This window comes from Scytonema hofmannii PCC 7110, assembly GCF_000346485.2.
Classification (GTDB): domain Bacteria; phylum Cyanobacteriota; class Cyanobacteriia; order Cyanobacteriales; family Nostocaceae; genus Scytonema; species Scytonema hofmannii.
In genome coordinates this window covers 7,124,151-7,150,243 of record NZ_KQ976354.1, presented here as the reverse complement: position 1 = coordinate 7,150,243, position 26,093 = coordinate 7,124,151, and the positions used below count along the sequence as shown (strand labels likewise).

27 protein-coding genes and 3 pseudogenes are annotated in these 26,093 nt (G+C 41.7%); 14 read left to right on the top strand and 16 right to left on the bottom strand.

What is annotated here, in order from left to right; genetic code table 11:
- Positions 1–2 precede the first annotated feature (2 nt).
- The 4 genes and pseudogenes from WA1_RS60375 (at position 3) to WA1_RS29855 (ending at position 4,549) form a co-directional block, all read left to right on the top strand.
- Positions 3–650, top strand: coding sequence for a hypothetical protein (locus WA1_RS60375; protein WP_017740655.1), 648 nt, complete (start codon positions 3–5; stop codon positions 648–650).
- Positions 583–3,093 (top strand): nSTAND1 domain-containing NTPase, encoded by a 2,511-nt coding sequence (locus WA1_RS29860; protein WP_148662795.1) that lies wholly within the window; start codon positions 583–585, stop codon positions 3,091–3,093. Before WA1_RS60375 ends, WA1_RS29860 begins: the two co-directional genes overlap by 68 nt.
- Before the next feature lie 235 nt (positions 3,094–3,328).
- Positions 3,329–3,553 (top strand): annotated as a pseudogene (locus tag WA1_RS61860) (DUF433 domain-containing protein); the annotation flags it as partial.
- Positions 3,554–3,820: 267 nt separating this feature from the next.
- Positions 3,821–4,549 carry a TerC family protein gene (locus WA1_RS29855; protein WP_017740658.1) on the top strand — a complete coding sequence of 243 codons (729 nt, stop codon included), beginning with the start codon at positions 3,821–3,823 and terminating at the stop codon, positions 4,547–4,549.
- Between the two features lie 226 nt (positions 4,550–4,775).
- On the opposite strand, the gene ndk is transcribed toward WA1_RS29855, so the two are convergent.
- Positions 4,776–5,225: a nucleoside-diphosphate kinase gene (ndk, locus tag WA1_RS29850; protein WP_017740659.1), complete on the bottom strand. Its 450-nt coding sequence runs from the start codon at positions 5,223–5,225 to the stop codon at positions 4,776–4,778.
- A gap of 187 nt (positions 5,226–5,412) precedes the next feature.
- On the opposite strand from ndk, the gene speA reads away from it, so the two are divergent.
- Positions 5,413–7,431 carry a biosynthetic arginine decarboxylase gene (gene speA, locus WA1_RS29845; protein WP_017740660.1) on the top strand — a complete coding sequence of 673 codons (2,019 nt, stop codon included), beginning with the start codon at positions 5,413–5,415 and terminating at the stop codon, positions 7,429–7,431.
- A gap of 64 nt (positions 7,432–7,495) precedes the next feature.
- Here speA and WA1_RS29840 read toward each other — a convergent pair whose 3' ends face one another.
- The 3 genes from WA1_RS29840 to WA1_RS29830 all read right to left on the bottom strand — a co-directional run bounded on the left by WA1_RS29840 (position 7,496) and on the right by WA1_RS29830 (position 11,261).
- Positions 7,496–8,668 (bottom strand): nucleotidyltransferase family protein, encoded by a 1,173-nt coding sequence (locus WA1_RS29840; RefSeq protein ID WP_017740661.1) that lies wholly within the window; start codon positions 8,666–8,668, stop codon positions 7,496–7,498.
- A gap of 366 nt (positions 8,669–9,034) precedes the next feature.
- Positions 9,035–9,853 carry a segregation/condensation protein A gene (locus WA1_RS29835; RefSeq protein WP_017740662.1) on the bottom strand — a complete coding sequence of 273 codons (819 nt, stop codon included), beginning with the start codon at positions 9,851–9,853 and terminating at the stop codon, positions 9,035–9,037.
- A gap of 355 nt (positions 9,854–10,208) precedes the next feature.
- On the bottom strand, positions 10,209–11,261 hold the full coding sequence (locus WA1_RS29830) for an AI-2E family transporter (protein ID WP_017740663.1): 1,053 nt from the start codon (positions 11,259–11,261) through the stop codon (positions 10,209–10,211).
- 98 nt (positions 11,262–11,359) lie between these two features.
- Here WA1_RS29830 and pdxH point away from each other — a divergent pair, with 98 nt between their 5' ends.
- Positions 11,360–12,004 carry a pyridoxamine 5'-phosphate oxidase gene (gene pdxH, locus WA1_RS29825; protein WP_017740664.1) on the top strand — a complete coding sequence of 215 codons (645 nt, stop codon included), beginning with the start codon at positions 11,360–11,362 and terminating at the stop codon, positions 12,002–12,004.
- Positions 12,005–12,143: 139 nt separating this feature from the next.
- On the opposite strand, the gene WA1_RS29820 is transcribed toward pdxH, so the two are convergent.
- The 4 genes from WA1_RS29820 to WA1_RS29805 all read right to left on the bottom strand — a co-directional run bounded on the left by WA1_RS29820 (position 12,144) and on the right by WA1_RS29805 (position 14,491).
- Positions 12,144–13,076, bottom strand: a complete 933-nt coding sequence (locus tag WA1_RS29820) for a DUF3153 domain-containing protein (protein WP_017740665.1) — start codon at positions 13,074–13,076, stop codon at positions 12,144–12,146.
- Positions 13,077–13,091: 15 nt separating this feature from the next.
- Positions 13,092–13,478, bottom strand: a complete 387-nt coding sequence (locus tag WA1_RS29815) for a PIN domain-containing protein (protein ID WP_017740666.1) — start codon at positions 13,476–13,478, stop codon at positions 13,092–13,094.
- A 65-nt stretch (positions 13,479–13,543) separates the two neighbouring features.
- Entirely contained in the window at positions 13,544–13,768 is a 225-nt protein-coding gene (locus tag WA1_RS29810) for an AbrB/MazE/SpoVT family DNA-binding domain-containing protein (RefSeq protein WP_017740667.1), read from the bottom strand.
- Positions 13,769–13,966: 198 nt separating this feature from the next.
- On the bottom strand, positions 13,967–14,491 hold the full coding sequence (locus WA1_RS29805; protein ID WP_017740668.1) for an outer membrane protein assembly factor BamD: 525 nt from the start codon (positions 14,489–14,491) through the stop codon (positions 13,967–13,969).
- A gap of 175 nt (positions 14,492–14,666) precedes the next feature.
- On the opposite strand from WA1_RS29805, the pseudogene WA1_RS29800 reads away from it, so the two are divergent.
- The 3 genes and pseudogenes from WA1_RS29800 to WA1_RS29795 all read left to right on the top strand — a co-directional run bounded on the left by WA1_RS29800 (position 14,667) and on the right by WA1_RS29795 (position 16,623).
- Positions 14,667–15,344: pseudogene (locus WA1_RS29800) on the top strand (DUF4058 family protein).
- Positions 15,319–15,588: a hypothetical protein gene (locus tag WA1_RS58830; RefSeq protein WP_081402965.1), complete on the top strand. Its 270-nt coding sequence runs from the start codon at positions 15,319–15,321 to the stop codon at positions 15,586–15,588. The pseudogene WA1_RS29800 and the gene WA1_RS58830 overlap by 26 nt, the downstream one beginning before the upstream one ends.
- A gap of 66 nt (positions 15,589–15,654) precedes the next feature.
- Positions 15,655–16,623, top strand: a complete 969-nt coding sequence (locus WA1_RS29795) for a hypothetical protein (RefSeq protein ID WP_017740671.1) — start codon at positions 15,655–15,657, stop codon at positions 16,621–16,623.
- Positions 16,624–16,791: 168 nt separating this feature from the next.
- On the opposite strand, the gene WA1_RS29790 is transcribed toward WA1_RS29795, so the two are convergent.
- Positions 16,792–17,418 carry a nucleoside/nucleotide kinase family protein gene (locus WA1_RS29790; RefSeq protein ID WP_017740672.1) on the bottom strand — a complete coding sequence of 209 codons (627 nt, stop codon included), beginning with the start codon at positions 17,416–17,418 and terminating at the stop codon, positions 16,792–16,794.
- Positions 17,419–17,674: 256 nt separating this feature from the next.
- Between WA1_RS29790 and WA1_RS55580 the strand changes: the two genes are divergently transcribed.
- The 4 genes from WA1_RS55580 to WA1_RS29775 all read left to right on the top strand — a co-directional run bounded on the left by WA1_RS55580 (position 17,675) and on the right by WA1_RS29775 (position 19,384).
- The gene (locus tag WA1_RS55580) at positions 17,675–18,520 is read left to right on the top strand and encodes a two-partner secretion domain-containing protein (protein ID WP_148662793.1); all 846 of its coding nucleotides are present in this window, start codon (positions 17,675–17,677) and stop codon (positions 18,518–18,520) included.
- Between the two features lie 66 nt (positions 18,521–18,586).
- The gene (locus tag WA1_RS57385) at positions 18,587–18,748 is read left to right on the top strand and encodes a hypothetical protein (RefSeq protein ID WP_017740674.1); all 162 of its coding nucleotides are present in this window, start codon (positions 18,587–18,589) and stop codon (positions 18,746–18,748) included.
- 212 nt (positions 18,749–18,960) lie between these two features.
- Entirely contained in the window at positions 18,961–19,182 is a 222-nt protein-coding gene (locus WA1_RS29780; RefSeq protein WP_017740675.1) for a type II toxin-antitoxin system HicB family antitoxin, read from the top strand.
- A complete protein-coding gene (locus WA1_RS29775) occupies positions 19,172–19,384 on the top strand; it encodes a type II toxin-antitoxin system HicA family toxin (protein WP_017740676.1) in 213 nt (70 codons plus the stop codon). The genes WA1_RS29780 and WA1_RS29775 overlap by 11 nt, the downstream gene beginning before the upstream one ends.
- A 127-nt stretch (positions 19,385–19,511) precedes the next feature.
- Here WA1_RS29775 and WA1_RS29770 read toward each other — a convergent pair whose 3' ends face one another.
- The 7 genes and pseudogenes from WA1_RS29770 to WA1_RS29745 all read right to left on the bottom strand — a co-directional run bounded on the left by WA1_RS29770 (position 19,512) and on the right by WA1_RS29745 (position 24,948).
- Positions 19,512–19,940, bottom strand: coding sequence for a GFA family protein (locus tag WA1_RS29770; protein ID WP_017740677.1), 429 nt, complete (start codon positions 19,938–19,940; stop codon positions 19,512–19,514).
- Between the two features lie 354 nt (positions 19,941–20,294).
- Positions 20,295–20,966: a hypothetical protein gene (locus WA1_RS61380; RefSeq protein WP_336389814.1), complete on the bottom strand. Its 672-nt coding sequence runs from the start codon at positions 20,964–20,966 to the stop codon at positions 20,295–20,297.
- Positions 20,947–22,323, bottom strand: a complete 1,377-nt coding sequence (locus WA1_RS29760) for a filamentous hemagglutinin N-terminal domain-containing protein (RefSeq protein ID WP_026134384.1) — start codon at positions 22,321–22,323, stop codon at positions 20,947–20,949. The genes WA1_RS61380 and WA1_RS29760 overlap by 20 nt, the downstream gene beginning before the upstream one ends.
- A 91-nt stretch (positions 22,324–22,414) precedes the next feature.
- Positions 22,415–22,480, bottom strand: a pseudogene (locus WA1_RS61855) (tetratricopeptide repeat protein); the annotation flags it as partial.
- 184 nt (positions 22,481–22,664) lie between these two features.
- Positions 22,665–23,090 (bottom strand): HNH endonuclease, encoded by a 426-nt coding sequence (locus tag WA1_RS29755; RefSeq protein WP_017740679.1) that lies wholly within the window; start codon positions 23,088–23,090, stop codon positions 22,665–22,667.
- A 2-nt stretch (positions 23,091–23,092) separates the two neighbouring features.
- Positions 23,093–23,512 carry a hypothetical protein gene (locus WA1_RS29750; RefSeq protein WP_017740680.1) on the bottom strand — a complete coding sequence of 140 codons (420 nt, stop codon included), beginning with the start codon at positions 23,510–23,512 and terminating at the stop codon, positions 23,093–23,095.
- Positions 23,513–23,733: 221 nt separating this feature from the next.
- Complete coding sequence (locus tag WA1_RS29745; protein WP_017740681.1) at positions 23,734–24,948, bottom strand: protein kinase domain-containing protein; 1,215 nt, start codon at positions 24,946–24,948, stop codon at positions 23,734–23,736.
- A gap of 380 nt (positions 24,949–25,328) precedes the next feature.
- Here WA1_RS29745 and WA1_RS29740 point away from each other — a divergent pair, with 380 nt between their 5' ends.
- Entirely contained in the window at positions 25,329–25,772 is a 444-nt protein-coding gene (locus WA1_RS29740; protein WP_017740682.1) for a hypothetical protein, read from the top strand.
- Positions 25,773–26,093: the final 321 nt, after the last annotated feature.

Below are 26,093 nucleotides of genomic sequence, written 5' to 3'. Positions count from 1 at the left end.
GTATGAGCGAACCGATAAATCCCGAAGAGATTTCCGTGCAAAATGAGCGATCGCTAGCGACTCTTGTCAGAGCGATCGCTCGTTCTCAAGGTCGCTTTTCCCTAATTTTAGTGCGCTGCAACTACGCACATCTGCAAGAACAAATTCTAGAACAGTTGCGCCAAAACCCTGAATTACAAGTACTAGAAGTAACTTTAGATAAGTCAGCCACAAATCTATATTCAATTATTCAAGAAAAGTTGACAATTGACAGATTATCTGTTACCAATGCCATTATGGTATTGGGGTTACAGTCAGTTACGGCAATTGACGATCTGTTGATTTCCATGAATCGAGTCCGGGATGATTTTCCTCAAAGTTTTTCATTTCCCGTAGTCTTCTGGATTAACGATTTGGTGCTGCAAAAGTTCATAAAATTAGCACCAGATTTCTATACTTATGCTGGCGTACCAATTAGATTTGCCATCTCTAACACTGACTTAATTCAAGTTCTCCAAAAAAAAGCAGATGGGTTATTCTCCAAAATTTTAGAAACAGGTGGAGACAGATTTTTAGACAATGCTGCATTAAAAATAGGTATGGATGCAGCTGAGATTGCAATCTCAGCGACAGGTGATTCATCCTGCTTTAATAACGGTTGGTTCAACTGAATTGTATGGTGATGCTGTCGAAACAACTTCTCAGCAAGGAACCATTGCTCAAGAAATTGTTGCATCTGGGCGAGAGGAAGATGTTAAACAATTAATCCAGCGTATCAGTCGGGATGACCAAAAATTAGTCGTGATTTATGGTCCCTCTGGAGTTGGAAAAAGTTCGCTGCTGACAGCAGGATTAGTACCAGCATTACAGGACATACCTGCAATTGATAGTCGGATTCCTTTGCCTGTAATAGTCAGATTTTACAACGATTGGCAGCAGGAATTGGGTAAAGTGCTTCGTGACACAACAGATAGTTGGGTAGAATCAAGTCCAAGTGAATCTATTTCAATCCAAAATCCAAAATCCAAAATCCAAAATAGTCATGAGATTGTTCAAAAATTACGGCAAAATGCAACTCGCAATTTCTTAACTATTCTGATTTTTGACCAATTTGAGGAGTTTTTCTTTAACTGTTCTCAACCATCTCAACGAAAAGAGTTTTGGCAGTTTTTGAAACTCTCTTTGGATAGTTTAGATATTCCCTATGTGAAAGTGATTCTTGCTTTACGAGAAGATTATTTGCATTATTTATTAGAGTGCGATCGCATCACAAATTTAGAAGTCACAAAAAATGATATCCTGAATAAAGGAATTCGCTACTATTTCGGCAACTTTTCTCCAGAAGGTGCGAGAAAGGTCATTAAAAGTTTAACCCAACGTTCCTCTTCTTTGGAACCAGCACTGATTGACGAATTGGTGCGAGATTTAGCTGCAGAAGAAGGAGAGGTTCGCCCTATTGAGTTGCAAGTCGTGGGTTCGCAACTGGAAACAGAGAAAATTACTACCTTGGAACAGTATCAGGAAAAAGGACCAAAAGAACAGCTTGTCCAAAGGTATTTAGAAGAAGTTGTGAAAGATTGCGGACAAGAAAACGAACGTGCTGCTCAATTAGTCTTGTATTTACTCACCGATGAGAATAACACCCGCCCGTTGAAAACCTACGCTGAATTAGTAGAGGCTCTAGCAGTCTTAGCAGCCGAAGTTGATAAACTAGAGTTAGTTTTAAAGATTTTAGTGACATCAGGGATAGTCTTCTTGATACCGCAATCTCCAGCAGATCGCTATCAACTTGTTCATGATTATCTAGTATCTTTTATTCGCCAACAACGAGGTGCCGAATTATTAGCAGAATTAGAAAGAGAAAAACAAAAACGTCAATTAGCAGAAGCCAAGTTAAATCAGGTTTTAAAACAGCAATTAAGAATAGCTTCTGGTGCAGGGGTAGGGTTGGTAGCATTAACAGCCGTCGCTGTGACATTTGGAGTCAAGTCAACAATTGGTGAAACAAATGCCCAAATCAGCGCTCTTGTTTCTTCTTCCGAAGCACTTTTTACTGCTAATGTTCAAGAAGAAGCTTTGGTAGAAGGTATTAAAGCAGGAGACAAACTGCAACAGACAATTTGGTCAAAGTGGATGGAAGCCAATACCCGCAATCAAGTTGTTGTTGCTTTACGGCAAGCAGTGTATGAGTCAAAAGGCAGAGAACTCAAAACCCTCAAAGGGCATGACGCCTCGGTTTTGAGCGTCAGCTTCAGCCCCGACGGCAAGACCATCGCTTCTGCAAGTTCGGACAAGACGGTGAAACTATGGAATTTGGATCTAAAAAATTTACTTGTGTTGGGATGCGATTGGCTCAAATACTATTTGCCCCAGCATCCTGAGACATTGGCAGAACTTCAGGTATGTCAAACAAAGCCTCTCCAGATTGCCGCCGCCTCGACTTTCGTGAAACAAGGTGAGAAATTAGCAACTGAGGGTAATTTTGAGCGGGCAGTTGCTAAGTTTAATAAAGCTAAAATGTGGAACTCTCAACTAAACTACAATTCAGAAGTAAAAGCAGCACCAGCTATAGTTGTCCAAGGCATAGAACTCGCGCAAGAAGGAGAAATTGAGGTAGCATTAGTTAAGTTTAAAAAAGCACAACAACTGGATCGAAATATTGACTTGAATCCAGAAACAAAAGCTATAGAAAATAATCCAAAAGCAGTAGCTTTTCTTATACGAAGAGAAACACTGATAAAGCAGGATAAATTCAAAGAAGCGATCGCTCTTTACAAAGATGCTCAAAAACTCGATCCCTCTTTAACCATTTCTGCCGTTGACTGGAATTCTCTTTGTTGGGGTGGTAGCTTGCGGGGCTTTGCGAAAGATGTCATATTTGCTTGTGAAAAAGCAGTTGCTCTTTCTCCAAAAGAGGGATATATTCTTGATAGTCGAGGACTAGCTAAAGCGCTAACTGGTAATAGCAAAGGAGCGATTGAAGACTTCCAAGCTTTTATCAAATGGTCTGATAATTCTGAGCAAAAATCGCAGCGTCAACGCTGGATTAATGCCTTAAATGCAGGAAAGAATCCCTTCACAACAGATGAGTTGAAAAAGTTGAGGGAACAATAATATGATTTTGGATTTTAGATGAGTGGATTTTGGATTGGGGAAACTGCAACATCTCTGTTTGTGTGAAATACCCAAGCCTTGGCGAATAGAATTCGCGGCTACACAGGCGAAACCCACCTCCGTGGGTTTGAGAAACCTGATTTTTCGTAAGTCCGCGTAGGCGGACTTTGTTTGTATAGTAGCGAATTCTATTCGCCAAAACTATTCGCCAAAACTGGAATGATGTGGAGGATATCCACATATTGCCGGAACCAAAATATCTGTTCAAAACATTATTATTGACTATAACGCCGAAAAGTCTTTAGAAGAAATTGTAAAGAAAAGAATGCATTTGAATTTAGCACAAGTTGATGCAGCGTTGACTTACTATTATGCGAACCAAGAAGAGATTGTGACTTTAAAAAGCCCCCTCTCCCAATGGGAGAGGGGGTTGGGGGTGAGGGTTTTTGTCCCTTATTAAAGGCGGACAAGATGCCCGCACCACCAGAACTTTTAATCTCCATTTGCTGGGTTTCGTTCCTCAACCCAGCCTACAAAATCGTTATATGTATTAATTTATACTTTTTTGAGATGCTATGCAACTCAAAGTATAGAATATTGTCGGTACAACTTGAACAGAATTTACCAACTACACGTTAAGCTGGAGAGAGTAGCTTTTTATTACGTTTTGTATACTAAGCCCTCTTTTGCCGATCACTTTTAATTTTTGCTGCTTGAGAAAACAGGAATGCTAGACCAAATATTTGACTACCTCCACTTTCATCCTAGTTTAGAAACATCTATAGTCTTGCTGCTCCTCATTTTTTTAGAGGCGGTACTCTCTGCAGATAATGCGATCGCTCTTGCGGCTATCGCTCAAGGTCTGGAAAACAAGAAACTCGAAAGTCAGGCGCTGAACATTGGTTTAGTCGTTGCTTATGTTCTGCGAATCACGTTACTTCTAACTGCTACCTGGGTACAACAGTTCTGGCAGTTTGAATTGTTAGGTGCAGCTTATCTACTGTGGCTAGTATTCCAACATTTTACCTCTGAAGAAGGTGAAGATAATCAACACCACGGGCCTCGATTTAATTCCCTTTGGCAAGCGATCCCCGTTATCGCCCTGACAGATTTAGCATTTTCTCTTGATAGTGTAACCACTGCGATCGCTGTATCTAATGAGACTTGGTTGGTACTAACAGGAACTACCATTGGTGTTGTAACTCTGCGCTTTATGGCAGGTCTGTTTATTCGTTGGTTGGATGAATACGTCTACTTGGAAGATGCCGGTTACATTACAGTTGCCTTTGTGGGCTTGCGCTTGTTTTTGAAAGTTGTGAACGACTCCTTTGTACCACCACAATGGGTAATGATTACTTCTATTGCCCTGATTTTAGCTTGGGGGTTCTCCAAACGTAAAGTTTCAGACGATGAAACTACAATAAAGGAACCAGAAAAAACTGAAGTTCAACAATAAGCATAGAGAATAAAGCAATTCTACACAAGTAGAAAAATGTACGCTATACTATGAAGCTCAAGGATTGGCTGACTGTTTATTGAGTTCAGTAAACAAGAGATTTCCAAAAAATCAATTACCTATCTTGTAAGCTCAACAAGCCTCCTCTCCCCGTGGGAGAGGGGGTTGGGGATGAGGGGAGGCTGTATTAATGGCTAATGCTTTACCAAAAGCCTGAGAGTGGAAACTACTCGTGCAACCAAGGTGTCAAATGAGGTTGCCAAGCAACCAATTCTTCTTCCTTAAACCACAAGGAAACTTCCCGTTGTGCTGTTTCAATAGCATCGGAACCGTGGATGAGGTTGCGACCAATACTAATGCCGAAGTCACCTCGGATTGTTCCTGGTTCTGCTGTTAAGGGATTTGTTGCGCCAATCAACTTTCTAGCTGAGGAGACAACGCCCTCTCCTTCCCAGACCATCGCCACAACCGGGCCGGAAGTGATAAACTCGACCAGGCTGCCAAAGAAAGGTCTTTCTTTATGAACATCGTAATGTTGTTCAGCCAATTCTCGGGAAGCCTTTACAAGCTTTAAACCAATGAGGGTAAAGCCTTTAGTCTCAAAGCGGCGGATAATTTCACCGATTAGTCCACGCTGTACGCCATCGGGCTTAATTGCTAAAAATGTGCGTTCCAAAGCTATCTCCTCAAATTAAGTAAATTGGTCACTGGTCACTGGTCACTGGTCACTGGTTATTAACAAATGACAAAGGACAAATGACAATCTGAAATTATCGCAGAAAGTATCTCCGAATGCATATGCGCTTCGAGATGAATGCGATACATTGTATTCTCGTGGGTGAAACAAAAAGGTCAGGAAAGAAATGCGTGGTGATTTAACGACTACTACATCAGACGAGGTGGTGAAACCTCCCTCCAATGCAACCAAAGCCGAAATAAAAGCACAAAAACAACAAAAACTGCTGCCAATGACTACTACAGCAGATGGAACTCGCATCTGGAAAATTGAAGATAGCGAAGCACTTTATCGGATAGAAGGTTGGGGTGAACCCTACTTTTCCATCAATGCTGCGGGTCATATCACTGTTTCTCCTAAGGGCGATCGCGGTGGTTCTCTAGACTTGTACGAACTGGTGAATGCTCTCAAGCAGCGTAACTTGGGGCTTCCCATGTTGATACGGTTTTCTGATATTCTGGAAGACAGGATCGAACGGTTAAACGCTTGTTTCGCCAAAGCTATTGCCCGCTATAACTATCCTGGCGTTTATCGTGGCGTATTTCCTGTCAAGTGCAACCAGCAACGGCACTTAGTTGAAGATTTAGTGCGGTTTGGCAAACCCCATCAATTTGGCTTAGAAGCAGGTTCCAAGCCAGAGTTAATGATTGCTTTGGCTCTACTGGACACCCCAGGAGCACTGTTGATTTGCAACGGCTACAAAGACCAGGAATACATTGAAACGGCTATGCTGGCTCAAAGACTGGGACAAACGCCGATTATCGTTCTAGAACAAGTTGAAGAGGTGGATCTTGTGATTAAGGTCAGCCAGCAGTTGGGGATCAAACCGATTGTTGGCGTGAGAGCTAAACTGAGCACTCAAGGAATGGGACGGTGGGGAACTTCCAGTGGCGATCGCGCTAAATTTGGTCTAACCATTCCAGAAATCATACAAGCCATTGACAAGTTACGCGATGCTAACTTATTGGAATCCTTGCAGTTACTTCATTTCCACATTGGTTCGCAAATTTCTGCCATTCATGTGATTAAAGATGCCATCCAAGAAGCCGGTCGTATCTACGTAGAATTGGCGACTCAAGGGGCAAATATGAAATATCTTGATGTTGGCGGTGGTTTGGGTGTAGATTATGACGGTTCTCAAACCAACTTCTACGCTTCAAAAAACTACAATATGCAGAACTATGCCAATGACATAGTTGCTGAACTAAAAGATACCTGTGCGGAGAAGAATCTCCCCGTACCAACACTGATTAGTGAAAGTGGACGTGCGATCGCATCTCATCAATCTGTTTTAATTTTTGACGTTCTCAGTACCAGCGAAATCCCCGGAGATCCACCAGACCCTCCCCAAGAAGGAGAGTCGCCCATCATTACCTATATGTGGGAAACCTATCAATCGTTAAACGAAGAGAACTATCAAGAGTTTTACCACGATGCGACCCAATTTAAAGAAGAGGCAATCAGCCGCTTCAAGTTAGGTATTTTAAGTCTGAGAGAACGTGCCAAAGCGGAACGTCTTTACTGGGCTTGCTGTCAAAAAATTCTTGATATCACTCGCAAGCAAGAATACGTACCCGACGACTTGGAAGACCTTGAAAAAATTATGGCTTCCATCTACTACGTCAATCTTTCCGTGTTTCAATCCGCACCAGATTGCTGGGCAATTGACCAATTGTTCCCAATCATGCCCATACACCGCTTGGGTGAAGAACCAACACAGAGAGGAATCCTTGCAGACCTAACCTGCGATAGCGATGGCAAAATAGACCGTTTTATTGACTTGCGCGATGTCAAATCTGTTTTGGAACTGCACAAGTTCAAGCCCGGAGACCCTTACTTCTTGGGGATGTTCCTCAATGGAGCTTACCAAGAAATTATGGGGAATTTACACAACCTCTTTGGTGATACCAACGCGGTTCACATCCACTTGACGCCCAAGGGTTACCAAATCCAACACGTTGTCAAAGGGGACACCATGAGCGAGGTCGTGAGCTACGTACAGTATGACTCTGAGGATATGCTGGAAAATATCCGTCAGAGATGCGAGCAAGCTTTGATTGAAAATCGAATTACTCTCGCAGAATCTCAAAAACTATTACAAACTTACGAACAGAGTCTACGAAGATATACGTATTTGGCTAGTTAGTTGTTAGTTGTTAGTTGTTAGTTGTATGTAAACTACTAACCACTAACCACTAACCACTAACAAATTACGTTACAGGAGCATTTGTTCCTAACAATTCAGCGATCGCTTGTCGTTCGACTGGAGTATGGGATGGTGGTTCTTGACGAGCATCAGTAATCAGCCAATCTAAAGCTGCTGCTTGCACGTCTATCGTCGCTCCAGTCTTGTCCACACAATAACGACCATATACCAATTTATCAACCAGTCTGACTCCCGGTCCCAATCGAGACCAGTCAAAGATGACGCTATTTTCAACTGTTGCGCCACTGCACACCCAGCAATTGGGACCGATCATTGTAGGGCCAACAATTTTTGCACCATCTTCAATTCGGGTCATACCGCCAATGTAGACTGGACCTGTGATATCCACTTTGTCCCAGTTGACAGCAACATTCATGCCAGTGTAAATTCCAGGAGCGACTTGATGCCCTGGGATTTGGACATTTTTGATTTCTCCCGACAGCACACCGCGAACTGCTCGCCAGTAATCTGGGACTTTACCAATATCTACCCATTCAAAGTCCATTGGAATAGCGTAGAAAGGAGCACCAACTTCAACCAATTTTGGGAATAGCTGACCACCAATGTCATACTCTACTCCAGAGGGAATATAATTGAAGATCTCCGGCTCAAAAATGTAGATCCCCGTGTTAATATTCGTGCTAAGAGCTTCTTCTACCTTGGGTTTTTCTTGGAAAGCCTTGACTCGACCATCTTCATCTGTAACCACGACACCATAGCTAGAAACTTCTTCTAGTGGAACAGATTTCATAATGATGGTGGCGATCGCCCCCTTTTCTCTGTGCCACTTCACTGCTGCTGTTAAGTCTAGGTCAATCAGAGCATCACCGCACAACACCACAAAGGTATCGTCGAAAAATGGGTAGAAATCCTGAATTTTCCGCATTCCTCCAGCAGATCCCACAGCTTCCCCTACAAGGGTACCGTCAACAATGCGACCTTCAAAAGAATAGGCAATTTGTACGCCAAACCGTTGACCATCACGGAAATAATTTTCGATTTCGTCTGCTAAATGGCTAACGTTGACCATAATCTGGTCAAACCCATGCTGACGTAAAAGTTCCAGTAAAAATTCCATTACTGGCTTTTGCATGATGGGCATCATCGGTTTGGGCATCGTGTAGGTAATCGGCCGGACGCGAGTACCTTTACCTGCCGCAAGAATCATCGCCTTCATATATCTTTATTCCTCAACACAAGCCAGTTTACTGTTATCAATTGATACTTTATCATCAGTGTATTTCCGCTTTTTCGTCATCCCTAAAACCACTGAATGCAGCTATTGCACATCAGCGCAATGATAGGCATAAGAACCAAATATGAAGTGTAAGGTATCAAGTATAAAAAAAGCATAAAATCCGAGTTGCCAAGTATGAAAATTTTATACCTCAGCTAATAACCTCGATACTTTATACTTTTTTCATCTTTCATACCTTATCCTTCATCCTTTATAATTTGTATTGGTCATTTTTCCAATTTAATTAGATTTTAAGGTTTGCTGAAGTCATCATAGCGAACGCCCATATGACAATGTTGTATATCCTTAATTTAAGGGTATATCCATAGTGCTTGGCGAATCAGTGAGTAACCTGATTTTTAGGTCTTGGTAAAATTCTTCTTGAACAAGTTCCACTTTAGACTGAGCACAAAGCAATAGTAATGCCCAAAAAACGCTAATTATATGGTTTTCGTGCGAATGCTCTCTTGTACTCTTGTGTTGCTGTTGCTTTGCTTGAGTCCATAATTCCACCAGTTGTTCTAGATTTAACCAATTTTTCTCCAAATTTAATTCTGGAGTCATAAGGCGTAAAACCTGCTCGAGTTCTGAAGCCACTTCTGTCAGATTTTCTTGGTGAGCCAATTCTAAAGCAGCCTTCATAGACTGAAGGCTCGGTTGGCGTCGAGTACGAGCAGGCTTACTTGCTTTTTCTACTAGCTGCAACTGTTTTGCCATGACTTGCAGCTGTTCTATAAGTTCTTGCAAAGTCACGCGGCGCTTCGGTGGGGGCATAGCTTGCAGGCGACGGCGCAGATGACGTTCTAATGGCAAGCGCTGATGGCGAGAAGTGACTCCATCTTCACTTTCCAATAGAGCTTCTTCAGTAGCTTCTTGTTCCTCTGCAGCTGCTTGCAACTGCATCAAAGTGTTTGCCTTAAATAATACCAGTTTTGATGCCGACAAAAAAGCCTGTCCCGATTGTGATAAATCGGTTTCATACCCTCTTGTTGCAGTTTCCGGTGCCATGAGCTCTAAGTAACTATCGATAACTTCAATCACCTTGACATCCCAAGGGTCAATTTCCCCTTGTTCAGCCTGGTAAATGAGCAACGTAATTGTTTCTAATAGCTCAGCAGCGTCCATTAAATAGTTGGGGAGTAGGGAGTGGGGAGTGGGGAGTAGGGGTTAGTGGTTAGAACTACTAACTACTGTACGGGCGCTTTTGCATTGCGCCCCTACTAACTAATAACAAATTTTACCCTTGCGATCGCTTGATGCTTCCGGTGAAACTTATTACATATGACATTTTGGTAGTTTAGTTACCGTGTAAATTACCATCTAAACGATTTCAAAATCGTTAGCGCTGTACATAGAGAGTAAAACGTATCAGAATATTTCGTTTTTGGAATCCAGTATACCATGATATTTTTATACACACTGCTAGTCTCAAAAATAACCACTGGTCACTGGTCACTGGTCACTGGTCACTGATTACTGGTCACTGGTCACTGGTCACTGATTTACTATTCATAATGGCATCGAAAGTTCCTTTGATCGTTCCGGCAATGGGAACTGCAACAAGTGTCCCTAACAAACCAGCGATCTCAAAACCCATTAAAATAGCTACAAAAATCCATATAGGATTAACTCCGATGAAATCGCCAAGTAGCTTGGGACTGAGTAAATTATCTTTGATTTGCTGTACAAAGATTGCAGCTACAGCCACCTGCACAGCTAACCACCAACTTTGTAACAACACCAAAAATGTGACCAACCCAATCCCCAATGTTGCTCCAATAAAAGGTATAAGTTGCGATATGCCAATAACTATAGCGAATAACAGCGCAAAAGGAACCTTGAGAACGAGGAAAATTGGAGTCATAATGACTACCATAAACACCGCCAGTAAAAGTTGGCTGAGGAAAAAGTAGTGAAAGTTACGCTGTAAGGACGTTCTCAATGGGACTCGAATATAAACTGGTAAAAGGTTAAATAACCCAAACCAAACGCGATCGCCATACAAAAGCATATAGAATGCCAAGACAACGACCAATATCACATCCAGTAACCCTGAAAGGACTGTTCCAGCAAATCCGACAGCAGTAGAAGCGATCTGCTGTACCATACTTTGAATGTTGGCATTGATTTGATTGCTGACAACTGTGAGATCTAAAGGTAAACGTCGCTTTTTGGCTATGGCTTCAAAATACTCTAGATTGGCTTGACTGGTTGCCAACCAATTTGGAATCTTATCTAAAAGTTGAATTGTTTGGTCAATCACTATTGGCACGAGTGTAACGCCCAAAACAATCAAAAGTGTGAGTGTCAGCAGTAATACAATCGTCACCGATAGAGAGCGGCTAAGAGCAACACGCTCAAAGAACTTAACCGCGTAGTTCAGTAAAAAAGCCAAAATTGCTGCAATGCTCACAATAGTGATGGGGTGCTGGAATAAACGAAAAATCAAATACAGCAACCAGAAATTGAGAGCGATAATTGGACCACTCAGACCATATATTAAAAGACGTTGAAGTGAGGCTGAACGGCGCATCTTATTTTAACTTTGGTTAACTGGTCACTGGTCACTGGTCACTGGTCACTGGTCACTGTTAGCCCCAACTCCGGACTTTTTAATACAGGAAGATGAAAATGGATAAAAATATTGCTGACCTTCGCAAAGATTATACCTTGCAAGGTTTAAGCGAAACTGATGTTGACCCCAATCCTTTTATACAGTTTAAACGATGGTTCGACCAGACTATAGCCGCCCAACTTGTGGAACCAAATGCCGTGACGCTTGCAACTACGACACGAGAGGGTAAGCCATCTGCAAGAATGGTACTGCTTAAAGGTTTTGATGAAAGAGGTTTTGTGTTCTTTACAAACTACAATAGCCAAAAAGGGCAGGAACTAGCAGAAAATCCCCAAGCATCTCTTGTTTTTTGGTGGGCAGAACTAGAACGCCAAATCCGCATCTCTGGACGTGTGGAAAAAATTTCCGATGCGGAGTCAGATGAATATTTTTATAGCCGTCCTCTCAACAGTCGCTTGGGTGCATGGGCTTCCAATCAAAGTGAAGCGATAGAAAGTCGAGCAGTCCTCGAACAGCGAATACAGGAACTTCAAGCCAAATATCAAAATCAAGATGTTCCTCGTCCCCAACATTGGGGTGGCTTGCGAGTGATCCCCGTAGAAATTGAATTTTGGCAGGGACGTCCCAATCGGCTGCACGATCGCCTGCGCTATACCCGTATAAATGATGGCAGTTGGAAGATTGAACGGTTATCGCCTTAAGGAAAACAGGGAGGGCGTCCCCTCCTTCCCCACACAATAATTCAAGTTATACCAATTTGAAAAAACAATGCGACAGATATTTGGCTGCAATCAAGTCAATCCAAAATCTAAAATCTAAAATCCAAAATGGTATTAGCCATTAGCCTTTTGAAGCAAACTGAACTCTAGGGTCAGGCATAAAACTGTATCTTAGGTACAGCCCTCCCACTACAAATAAAATAATGAACAATGTACCAATTCCAAGAGGGCTGGGAAGCCAAAACACAACTTCTATATGATTTAATTCTCCGGGGTTAAGTCTCCACACAAGTTGATTGCCATTCTTTTCTGGCACGATCGCATTCTCAGTTTTCTCCACAGTTTTTGCACCCCAAGGAGTATTTAAGCCAAATTCTAAGTCGAGAATGGAAGCAGGATTAGACAGGACAGAACCTTTGCTGGAAATTAGACCTAGCGATCGCAAATCCAAATCATATATCAACCGATTTCTAACTAAGAGTAAAAAATTGTTTTGAAACAAGAGTATATTTGATTCAATTTTTGGCAGTTCCGCGTTAGATTCATTGGTTACTGGTTCAGATTTTTGAGAGCCATTCGGTTGGAAAAATTCGTTGAACTTTGTTTGTAATTCTTGACCATTACTGAAAGGTATGGATACAAAAATTTCTTCTTTGGAAAGTCGCCGTATTTTGCCTTCTAATTTGCGGGCGCGGCGTTCTATGCTATTTAACCATTCATAGACAGAGTCGCCACTGAAACTTAGCAGCCGTTCTTCTAGTTTTATATGCTGCACCAGTTCGCCATGATTGGAATTGTTAAAGTTAACACCTAGATCGTATTTCACACATCCTGAGAGAAGTAGAGATATCAACAGTACAGTCCATACAATTATTGTTTTTGAACCGCTGATGAACGCTGACGAACGCTGATGATTTTCTGGTTTTTCTGCGTGTATATGCGTAGATATGCGGTTATAATTTTGAAATATAGACCATTTCATGCTATAAATATCTCCAAAAATCAATAAGTCTTTTTTCAATTTGCTATCCGTTAGGATGCGTGGAACATTCACTTTGCTGTTTGTGATTTAAAGGCAACGAAATCCTTTATCTCCTCGCAATTTTCGATCAAAAGTTACCGTTTCAGTACAGCTAACCTGTTGAGCGATCGCTCCAATTAAATAGTCCGAAAAATCAGATCGTCCCTGCTTAGTACGTTGTAGTGCTTGATAAACTATGGAACGGTTTTCAAATTCAAAGCCCGAGCTTTGCAATATCATCTCTAAGGTGGCAATGATTTCATCTTTTCCAAATTGATAAGGTCGTCCTCTTAAAACCCACACGACTTCGCTTAAGACAACATTGCTAATAAAACAAGGTTGATTTTCCTGAACGATTTGAGACGCTTGTTCCCATTGGTTAACGTCATCTTTGGTAAGATATCGAACCAGAACATTTGTATCAAGTCCAATCACGAGCACCCTCTGCGATCGCTCTTAGCGCAAGCCGTACCCGGCTTATCGCGAAGCGCAAGCTGTACTCAGCTTATCGCTGCTTCCATGTCCTCTATTGTTGCAGTCGTCATATTAGGACGATGCAAAAATCCAGACAACGCTTCAATCGGGACATTCAGCGCCACGAGCTTGACATCACCATTTTCATCCACTATAAATTCAATTTTGCTGCCAGTTTCTAGTTTCAGATAATCTCGGATTTCCTTGGGAATAGTAACTTGTCCTTTAATTGTGACTGTTGCAATGGACATAGCAATAAGCCTTACAAATGCGCCTTACTTAATTGTAAGGCTACAAGACCACTTTAAAATCTTTTACTTTTCTACAGTTAAATCTCGAGCAAACATTAGAGATTGATGGTAAGTACATAGCTCCTTAGCTGTGAAGCGGGCATATATGCCACTAGAATCTTCATTCTACGATAGCTGGAGGTTCAACAACAGAGCGAGTTAACCTGACAAACCCATCCAGAGCAACCCACCTAAGGTTAAACCGATCGCAACTAACGCCACCCAGATAAATCGATTATCTTTAGTATTTACCTGACTGAGATCGACGAATTCTGGTTCGGGTCGCATCTGCTTTGGGGAAGAACTAGGCTTGACAGTGAAACGAGTGTTGGTTTCATTATCGGCTATTGCTCCCAAGTCTGGAATTTCAGTCATCCATTCTTTTGGACGTTGTAACCTGGGTGCTTTGAGAATGTAGTGCAATTCTTTCGCTTGCTTGCTGGTTTCAAGATGAGGATGGCGCTTGAGTTGTTCGCAAAGGTCAAGTGCTTCTTCGGATCGTCCAGCCGCTTCATAAGCCGTGACAAGCCAAAGTTTCACCTCCCCAGCAAGACGAGAATTAGGGGCTAGGAGGTCGCTTGCTTTTGAGAGTTGTTCGACGGCTTCCCGATATTGCCCTTTCTCAAAAGCAATTCTCCCAGCTTGATACCTGGTTTTAGCTATTTCTAAACTTTCAGAACTCACTTTGCATACAAAAAATCGGCACTCTCTCTATTTTGCCAACAGTGGAGACTATTGGTAGTCATATTTTTTTCACTGACTGGGATGCTCTTAAGCCATTGGCTATATCAATGGAGGTTTTGCTAGCATTTTAAATAGTGACCAGTGACCAGCGACCACCTAACCAGTGAGTTGAAATATGCCTAACCCATTTCCTGGGATGAATCCTTATCTCGAACAATCAGATTACTGGTCAGATTTCCACAACCACTTGATAGCGGCGCTAGCTAAGGACTTGATTCCCAAATTGTTACCAAAATATCGAGTGGTAACGGACAAATGGGTATACAAAGTGAGCGGTGACATGGCAATCGCTATTGGTAGACCAGACTTGACAGTTCAGCAGAACCGAAGACGGGAACAAGTCACGACGACTGTTACTATGACAGAACCACAAGCTTTACCAGTCAAAGTTACCGTTCCGCTACTTCAAGAAGTCCGACAATCTTATATTGAGGTGAAAGATGCGACGACAAAAGAGGTAGTGACAGCTATTGAAATTCTCTCCCCTGCTAACAAAAGAGGAGACGGATGACAGAAGTATGAATCTAAACGACAGCTAGTGTTGGACAGCTTGACTCATCTGGTGGAAGTTGACTTGCTTCGAGATGGAGAACCTTTACCTTTCCTAAGTAACACCATCAGTCATTATCGCATTTTAGTCAGTCGCTCAGAGACGCGACCCACAGCCGACTTGTACCCGTTCGACCTTGGCGATCGCATCCCTTCGTTTGAACTTCCCGTGCGAGCTGAAGACGCCGCTCCTATTGTGGATTTACAAAAGTTGGTTGATGAACTTTACGAGCAACTGGGCTAGGACTACTTCATCAACTACAGCGCTCCACCTCCACCGCTATCGTCTGCTGTGTCTTAATTCTCAAATACCAGAGAAGTACGAACGGATTCGTTCTAATTCTGATTCCTGTCCGGATAACATTTGGGGTTGGCCGGGGTATGCTTTGAGAGAAGCTTGGAGAAGTCTTTTTGTTGGTAATCTCCGCAATACTGGTAAATGTCTGTGGCAAGTATTTGCTGAACCTTTACTAGGTACAGATACTTAAACTCCTATCGCAGGTAATGTTTATGAATCCATAGATAGGGAAGCTAAGCGCATTGGTTGGCGACATATGTGGAGTGCAGGGGACATTAAAGTTATCCGCAAAACGGATGATAGACGCTATGTGATTGTTTATTCTCCTCCTGGTATAAGAGAACATGAGTATAAAGTTTTGGTTGCTAAATATGTTCATTTATCTGTTGGTTATCCCTCAGTACAATTTCTACCAGATTTATTGACATATCGAGAAACTTATGATGACCGAAAATCGGTGGTCAATGCTTATGAAAATCACGAACATATCTATCAGCATTTAAAGAAGCAAGGAGGTATAGTTATTGTTCGGGGTAGAGGTATTGTTGCTTCTCGCATTATTCAACAACTTAATGAAGTACGCGGACAAAATAAGAAGCACCAGGTTTCTATTATTCACTTGATGCGATCGCCAAATCCCCGAGGAAATAAATTTGGTCCAGCCCAACGTTTTGTAGAAAATCATTGGGAATTTCAACCCTTTAACTGGCCAAAAGCTGCATGGGGTGGAGATATGCGTAAAATACTAGAAGCCGCGAAACCACCAGAACGTTACCAACTTTTACAAGATTGGGGCGGTACAACAACAGCAGATCGACGGGACTGGCGACGACTTATTCACCAAGGACTTAACAGTCAGGAACAATGGTATCGGATTTATTTTGGTCAAGTGGATCGAGTTGAGCGCAACGAACAAGGTAAGTTAAAAGTCTCGATTGCGGGTAACGCCTCTGACAACAAAATTACAACTGATATTCCAGCCGCAGATTTTATTATTGATGCAACGGGATTAGAAGCAAATCCTAGTGCGAGTCCCGTGTTGAAAGATATGATTGAGCGTTACCAACTCCCTTTAAATCAGTTTGGGCGGTTGGACGTGGCGAATGATTTTGAGATTAAAGATATGCGGAGTAAAAAACTTGGGTGGTTATGCGTTTATTTTTTCCCCGTTGGCGCTTTCGAGGTGGTGTCTGGATTGGGCGTTGGCCTAAAGGTTGAGAGTTAAGGAACCGCAGATGAACGCAGATGAACGCTGATGGAACTTTACCTATTTTTTTGGTATGCACTCTCACTGCCCGTCACTGATAAAGAACGTGCGAGGACGCCCGTCCCACAAGATGAAGAATTTATTTCTTAGAAATTCCCAAAATGAATAACGGTAGCGATCGCTTATTTACAAAGCCTCTATCAATTCCATACATTTCTTTGAAAGTTCGTCTACTGTTGACACAGATTCTACATCAATACACATAAATCCAAGACGCTCAACTTCTTTCCTCATATGTTTGTTGTAGAATAGGGTACGATCTAGAAACTTTTGAATTAAGCGTTTTTCATACTTACAAACATTACAAAAATTACTTTCACGCTTGATTCGTTGTTGGAAGAGTTGGTCTTTAGCTGTAAGCCAAATTGCTTTAACATCATTTTTGTTAATTAAATTCGCTACAAATCCTGGCCATAACGCCGATCCCTCAAATATAAGGCATTCCTTTGATAAATCAGTGGCATGAGAACGAACAATAGCCTCGACTTGTGGAAATACATTTTTCTCATAATGCGACAATACGTCTAAAAAAAGAGCATCGACAGACAAATCCCTATAATGTTCTGCTACGTGCTCCGGAATCGCCAAACCATTTGCACCTACCCAAGGACGTCCGGGATGCCGAGCGATTTTGTCCGTAGAACGATAACTCCAACCAAGCTTCACAGCCATTGCTTGCCCAAGAGTTGATTTACCTACATGAGAGGAACCGCCAATTAAAATCACTCGTGTTTCATTAATTAATTTATTCATAAACCCTTGTCTGAATGGTTACTTAAAAAAAAAGTTAGCTAGGTGTAGCAGTTGAAGGTCTTGAGATAACAGTAAATTTCACAGTCACAAATATTATTGCTTTTTCATCTCAAATCATTAGACAATGCGGATGTATGAGGCGTGCATCCAAATGAAAACATAATTCCTAAATTTTTAATTATGAATTACGAATTATTCGGTCATATCCCAGCAGATGACACGGTTGGATCTGAATTATCTCAAGTCAGACAAAAAGATGGTAAATATTTATGATTGGCGTTTGAGGGTGCTAACAACCCTAAGTGGAGTTGTGTTGCAGACGGTGGTATATTCTCTGAATCACGCTGTTGCTCAGAGTAATATTGTACCCGATGAGACTTTGGGTGATGAGCGATCGCAGGTTGTACCACTTGATACTAACGGTTTTGCTGTAGATGCAATTAGCGGGGGAGCAGTTAGGGGTAACAATCTTTTCCACAGCTTTCAGGAATTTAATGTCAGTGCGGGGCGAGAGGCATATTTTTTGAGTCCAAATACAGAAATTCAGAATATTTTGGCGCGGGTCACAGGAAATAATCGCTCCGAAATTTTGGGAATCCTGGGTACTTTTGGCAATTCGCCACTGAATTTATTTGTGATCAATCCGAATGGAATTATTTTTGGAGAAAAAGCCAGTTTAAATGTGAGCGGTTCGTTTGTGGCGACAACAGCAAACGGGGTTCAGTTTGGAAATCTGGGCATTTTTAGTGCTATCAATCCAGAAGTCCCTTCGTCGTTGCTGACTGTTAATCCAAAGGCATTGTTTTTTAATCAGATTAATCAAACTGCATCGATTCAAAATAATTCAATTGCAGATGCAGGAAAAGACTTAGCAGGTTTTGACACAATTGGTTTACGCGTTCCGGATGGTAAGAGTTTGCTGCTTATTGGTGGTAATGTCAGCTTAAATGCTCTTGGTGGAAGAGTAGATCTGGGAGGGTTGGTGGAAGCTGGAAATATCAATCTTCTGTTTGATGGGGATAATTTGAGGTTGGGATTTCCTGAGAATGTGACCTCAATGGTTTGTCCGACAGAGGTTGAGATAGTTCCGCAGGCAAGTTAATTTCAATCTTATTGCCCGGTAGAACTTTGGTTTCGATCCGTAACGCCGATTGCATCAGATCCTCTCGTGTTTGAACTCTTTGTATTTATAGATTGTGGCGCATATTTTGCGCCCAGTGAGATCGGGTCTGTTATTCTTGAGCATGATGTTGTTATTTTTCACAGCGATCGCAGGCGGAGCGAATTCGAGCAAGATATTTTGCAGGAGGAAAATAAGGAAGCTTTCTAGTTTCTTAGTTGTTGATTAAATCATCGTTTTGGGGAGATAGATTCATCCATAATTGAGTGAATTCGAGTATTCACCAAAGAACAAATAGAAACTTTGGGAGAAGAATTGCTAAATTTTTCTCATGTATTCCAATTTAATTGCTTGGCTTGACCAAAATACTAGCAATTTATGTTAGCATTGGGTTCAAAGAAATATGCTTAAAATCAGTATTTATGAAGTCTTTGCAAGACTACACAACTGTTATCCGTCCTGACGACAATGGCACCTTTGTTGCATACATTCCCGCAATTTCAGGCTGTCATGCATGGGGAAAAACCCAAGATGAGGCACATAGTGAGCTAGTGTACGTTTTTGAGATGATTCGGGAAGAATATCAAGAAACTGGGCGATCGCTACCTGAAGATGTTGAGTTAGTCGTAGCCAATGCCTGCTAAAGCCGTAGAAATAGAGAAAGTTGCACGGAAATTGGGATTTGTCAAGGCTCGACAAAAAGGTAGTCATGCGCGTTGGAAACATCCTGATGGGCGAGCAACGACAATCCCAACTCATGGCAATGCCGAAATCGGTGGTTGGTTATTCCACGAAATCCTCAAACAATTGGAGATTACCGAAGAAGATTTTCATCAACTCCGGTAGTCAAAAGGACAAAAAATTATTTTTTGCAGAACCAAACTGAATCGAGATATGCATTGCTCTATTACAGAAACTTTTAAGAAGTGTGATGATACTCTACCAGATAGTCGCGGGACTGTCAGTAACCTCCTTATTCTAAAAGCTCGGAATACTGTGCAAAAACTTCGGTTCCGGTCAGGTTTTTAGTTTCGTTCACGAACGCATAGAACGGCGGCTTCTCATCGATAAAAATCTGCTGATTAAAGACCCATTGCTCACTGTCATCAAGCAGTCCAACAGGAATCGCGTATTGCCCGGATTTTTTTAGACGGTAGAACAGATGACTTCCACACTTGCTACAGAAGCCGCGCTCAGCCCAGTCCGAAGAACTGAAGATCGATATACTGTCAGTGCCGTCAAATTGCACATCGCTCCCACACTCAATCGCGAGCAAAGGACCACCTCCCCATTTCCGGCACATATTGCAGTGGCAAGCATCCACACTGTTCTTTATTGTCTTTATTGCAATGCGAACTGCCCCGCATAGGCAACTTCCTCTTTGCTCGGTTTCGCCCGCCATCTCTTTCTCCTGAAATTTTCTTAACTATATACTACAATTGTAGTGTAAAAAGGAAAAGTTAACTTCACAGGCTCCCGCTCGGGAAGATGAATTGCGATCTCTATAGAACCACCAAGAGCACGGATGATATTCGCGCTTTGTAGCAAGCGTAATGTTATCTCGTCTTAAGGATGTGAAGTTCGTTCTTTATTTCCTGCGCCCGAGCAGTTATGCGTTTTTGAGCCTCTGCTGAAAACTGCGTTCTTTTTTCTTGATCAGATTTCATTGCTGGTTCCTTTGGTGTAAATTTTCTAAATATTGTTTGAAGCGTTTGTCAGCTATGGAAATTGCCTCCAGTCGTATCAGATTGCCAATTTATTGAGAACACTTGCGACTTAATACCAGTTGTCCTGAAGCCAGTTGAAAAACACCAGATGGTTCTACAATTGGATCGCCTTTTTGCCAGGGACGCGATATATTCTCAGCTTGTACGTTACGAACATCACCCGTGGGATAGGTTGAAACTGAAACATCCCCAGGACGGTTAGGCAAACCATCAGAACCAGTGATGATAAATGTACCTTTTTGAGAGTTAGTGCGAACAATGCAACTATTGGCAATCAGAGCGTTAGTATCAATTGGAGTTTGCGACAACTCAGCGAGGTTGTTTTGAATGGAACTGTTGTCGGGGGAAACGACATCGACAATACCCGATGAGCCAAAATTGGAACTAGCAGTAATATCGTTTGTGATGTCTGATGCTTTGGGACGTGCTTCCATACCAAATATTCCCTGAGAGCGAATGTTGATGTTACCACCTCGACCTGTGAAAGCGTTAGCTGTGATGTCACTGTTTTCGTTAGGGACAGCGACGATAAATTTTGAGTTGATATTGATATTACCGCCATCGCCACCTTTTTCGGCTGTTCCTGCGGTAGTGGAGATTTGAGCACTACGACGGAGTAAAAGTAAATTGCTGTTGAGGTTGATGTTACCACCGTTACCGGATGCAGATTCGGCGTTGAGTTTACCTTTTAACATTGACATTACCTGCATCCCCCTGTCCTGCTGGTTGGGTATCAGAAGCTTCACGAGTAAAAGTTAGCAGTTGAGCGCTATTAATTAGTGATAGTGAAGCAGCATTGATATCGATATTGCCACTCTTACCCACACCTCCTGCTTCCACCGTGCTGAGGATGTCACCCTCTACAAGAGAAACAGCACCTTTTGCCCGCACTGTCACATTCCCCGCATTTCCCTGTCCGAAAGTTACGGCAGTAAGTTGAGCGTTATCTGGTAATGACAACGAACCAGCATCAATGGTAATATTACCTCCATTACCTTTTGCTCCTGAGAATACAAAATTTGCAATCCTGCTCCTACCAGCAACTTTGATTTCTCCAGTAGCATTGAGGGTAATATCCCCAGCGACAGTTTCAGGTGTCCCCAAACCTTCCCCAATACCAGCGAAAAGGGCACTTTCTTTCAAAAGCTCTACATTTCGGGCATTGATTGTAATATTACCACTGCCAGATCCTTCTACATTTATTGCAGATCGATCGCTAAGCAATACATCTGCACGAGTCACATTCTCAGGAAATCTTAAGCTCTGACTATCACCATTTATACTCAATGTAATATTTCCAGGTGCTGCTAACCCCCCCAACTCAACTCTCCCACCATAAGCACTTAATTTCCCGCCATCCATGGTGACATTACCACCCACTAGCAGCAAACTTTTCCCATCTGGTACTCTTAAACCTAGAGCATTAAAACCTGCTGGATCTATACCTGCTGGTGCAATGGAATTATTTTGAATGACTGCATTTTGATTAATCTGATTAAAAAACAAAGCCCTTGGATTAATCGTTAGCAACAATGAAGGTGCTTCTGGATTCGTCGCACTAAAAAAGCCCAGATTGTCAAACTGAATCCCGTTAGCTGTTGTGGCTACAAACGAACCCTTAACATCCAAACTAGCATTGGTTCCAAAAATAATTCCATTCGGATTTATCAAAAACAGGTTAGCATTTCCTCCTGTGACACCTAGCGTCCCTAGAATGTTGGAGGGGTTATTTCCTGTTATCTGACTCAAAATGTTCTCAGTTCCAGGTTGATGGCTAAAATAAACACCCCGTCCTTCACCAACATTAAATTCACTAAAGCTATGAAAAAGGTTGACACCTCGAATTGCACCACCATCAATGCGATCGCTTGGTAAACCATTAATAACGACGTTAGGAGTCACGATAGAACTTTCATTCCCTAAAGTGGTATCGGTTGCGAGCTGAGCACGAGCACAATCCCAAACTGCAACTGTTCCTGTAAGGAAAACCGAACTTGTTAATAACTGCCAAGACCAACTTCGCTGGAAAGAAGTTCTACGTAAAACTCGTCCTAACATATACACTCCAATGTTCCAACATTATTACTGTTCTATGGATTCATGCTTTTGACTAGAGTTTTGCTACAATTCTTTGCCTTGCTTCTTTTGCTTAGGTGTAGTCTGGCTTGAGTTTCAGCGCTTTATTATAAGCTTCGACTGCTTCCTGATATTTTTGTAATTAGAGAGGGCTTATCCTTTACCATACCGGGCAAATGCATTATCTGGTTTATATACTGTAACTTGGTCTAATGCTGTAATGGTTTCTTCATATCTTTTTAATTTGTATAAAGCAATTGCTTTTCTAACAATATATTTCTTCTCAAAAATTCACGCAATATTCAACTGGATAATAGCTCTCTCTAGAATTCCTTTGAAGGAGGATGCCAATTACTCTCAATCCACAATACTCTCGCCTCTGTTATGTACTCGTTATTTAGTCGCAAAGCAATTACAGTTGCGCGACCTATAGGTGTTAGACCAGCAACATGAGTTCCACCATTTACCCAATTAAAATGCTCTCGCCAAGATTGTTGCCTTGGATTAAATAACGGCACTAATTGACTTGTTTGTGGATCAATTGCATGGGTTTTTGCACCTTTAAATTCGTTACACCGATAACAGGAAGCTGCCAAATTTTCAGATTCATCTTTACCTCCAGCAGCTTTAGGAAGGATATGCTCCATTACCAAAGGCATACCAATCAAGCGGGAATAAGTTTTGCAATACTCACACCTAAAGCCTGCCCTTGCTAACACTTCAGAACGAATTTTGTCAGGAATTGCCATGATTATTCGGGTAATTCATTTAAAGCAGGGACTCTGTGTCCTCGCCAACGGAGAATTGACCAAGCATAAGCTTTTTGTAACATCAAGCGGTCAGCTGCTATCCTTAACTCGCTAAGTTCTCGACGTTCGCTATAGGTAAGTTCGCCATTTTGATTTTTCTCTAATAATTCTATATGACGTTGTTGCTGTTCTGGAGTCGTTTGACTTTGGGCGATCGCTATCAATTCTTTACTATCCCACGTTTGCATTTGCAAAAGTTCTGCCTGAATTTCTACTGGGGCATTGTCAGGCGTTGGGGGTAAGTTACTGGCAATGCTTTGAGCAGCCAGGACTTCCAAAGGCTGTTGGGTTGCTGAGGCAATACGAGCCAATTGTTGAAAAATGGCTTGTGGAAGTTCAACCGTGACTTTTTGCGTTGCCATTGGTTGCTGGATGTCGTAAGTTGTTTATACTTTCAATATTAGCGCTATTACCAAAACCTTTATCCTTTATAGAGTTTAAGCGTTTTAGACACAGTGCGAATTATAACACTACGTTGACGGGGTATTTTATCTCAAATCTAAGTGGCATTAACATTTTGGGTAAGTCGTTTAAATATTTGTAAGAAATCCAGGGGAGCGCAAATCATACCAATGACAAATGACTATTGACAAATGACAATAGATGTTAAAGAATCTTCGTATTTTTCTAAACCGAATAAAGCGATCGCTCTTGCTTCCCAAATATCATGAGCGTTCTTTGGATTGTGTTTTAGAGCTTTATCATATACGCGAATAGCTTCTTCATACTTACCATCTGTAGCAAGTTTCTTTCCTTCTTGGAATAGTGCTTCAGTGTTGCTTGATAAATGAACAACCGATAGTTTAGGAAGAGATGGTAAAAGTTGGGGGATTGCAGAAACTATACCAATGGCGACTAAAATAGCAAAGACATACTTAAACTTTGGTAGCCGTAAAGAAGGTAATTTTTTGGTGGCGATCGTCGAGGTAAACGTACTGACTGTATTTTCCCAAGAGTTTTGTAACTTCTGCAAATCTTCTAACACTTCATCTACCACTTGGTAGCGGTCTCTAAAGTGTGACTTAATCATTTTGTCTAAAATTGTAGCGAGTCGGTTGTTGACGTTAGCGTGCTTGCGCCAGATAAGTTCTCTAGTACGAGGATCTTGTTCTAATTCAGGTGGATCGTCCTTTCCTGGGTCTTTTCCAGTCAGCGCATGAATGGCTGTTATTCCCAAAGCGTAGATATCACTGCTACGACGAGGTTTACCACCTAAAACTTCATTAGCCATATAACCTTTAGTTCCAACAGGTATGGTAAAGCTCGTTTCTCCCTCAGCAGTCACTATTTGTGTCTGAACTTGTTTAACTGCACCAAAACCTGTCAGCACTATTTTGTTATCAGTTTTGCGACGAATAATATTTGCAGGTTTGATCTCGCGATGAATGACATTTTCTTGATGTACAAATTTGACAACTTCCAATACTTCTTGTAACAGAATTAAAACTTTCTCTTCACTCAGTTTTTTTACCTGTGCTAGTTCCTTTTCTAAATTCTCGCCATCGATATATTCTTCAACAAGATAAAATTCTTGGTTTTCTTCAAAGTAACCTAGGAGTTGTGGAATTTGGTCATGAGTTCCCAATTTATCCAAGACTTGAGCTTCTGCTTCAAATAACTCTCTAGCTTTTTTAAGGGTATCGGGGTCGAGCGATCGCAGTCTGAGTTGTTTAACTACGCAGCGAGGTTTATCAGGTAAAAATTTATCTTCAGCTAAATATGTTTCTGTAAATCCCCCACTACAAAGATGCTGAATTATTTCATAACGCCTGACTAAAGTCTCTTTTTCTTTTAGCATTGAAATCTACCTTTACTAAAGGATGAAGTAAACCCCATAGATCGTGGGTGCTTGCAATCAAAATGCTTATTAGCATTACTGACTTTTGCCTTGACTGTTATCATAGAAATAGTAAATATCTGTGGGAATATCATTTTGTGTACATTCACTTGCAAAGCTGAGAAACACAAATTGCAGGATTCTGCCTATCCCTTTGCTGAAAATATGTAAGAGGATATTTGAAAAGTTTTGGCGAATATAATGAGCTACTATACAGGTAAAGTCCGCCTGCGCGAACTATTAGACATTAAGATGCTAACAAACTACGTATTATTACCATTAGGAACTAAAAATGATATATTTAATTAAATATTCTTATTTAAGAAAAAACACTTAAAATTATGTACTGGCAACAAAGTTTACTTGGGCTGGGATCGATCGCAGCAATAGTAGCAGTCACACCTGTTCCTGTTTCAGCTAACTGGGTAGATATTAAAGGCGGTACTACTTACGTCGTTCCTCAAGCACCTACTGTCGGTAATTATATTTACGGTAGCCCTATTTCTACTCCTATACCCGTAAATCCCGCTACAGGATTACCACTGAAACACAACTATAATTCGTATCCACAAGGTTATTACCCCTACCCACAAGGGGGATACAAGATTATTGACTCCACGATTGTCAACCCAGTTTTAGTTAATCCTCAAATTAGAAACTCAACGGTGATTAATCCCGTGATTGTTAACGATCGCCCATTATACTATTCACCTTATTACAGAGGAATATCGCGTCCAAGAATAAGAGAACAACATAGCCTTTATCCGAAAGTATATGGTTGGTAACTAGTACTTGACCACGTTATTTTTGATGTGCTGCAAGATCCCCGACTTCTTTAAGGATACAGCTGGCGAATGGGGGGTCAGACCCCCTATTCTCTAATGAGAATATAGAATCAGGATTTACGAAACTCGAATCAAGTGCGGGCGGGCTACCTTGGCAAACGCATTCTTGATATGACTTGCGCGGTGGTGGGGATGTGCTCAATACCCAATCCGATAGACAGGCGATCGTACTCAACCCAATCCGATAGACAGGCGATCGTACTCAACCGATTTTGAGAGACACCAGAGTCAACATCAGATTCTGACAGACAAGAGGGCACC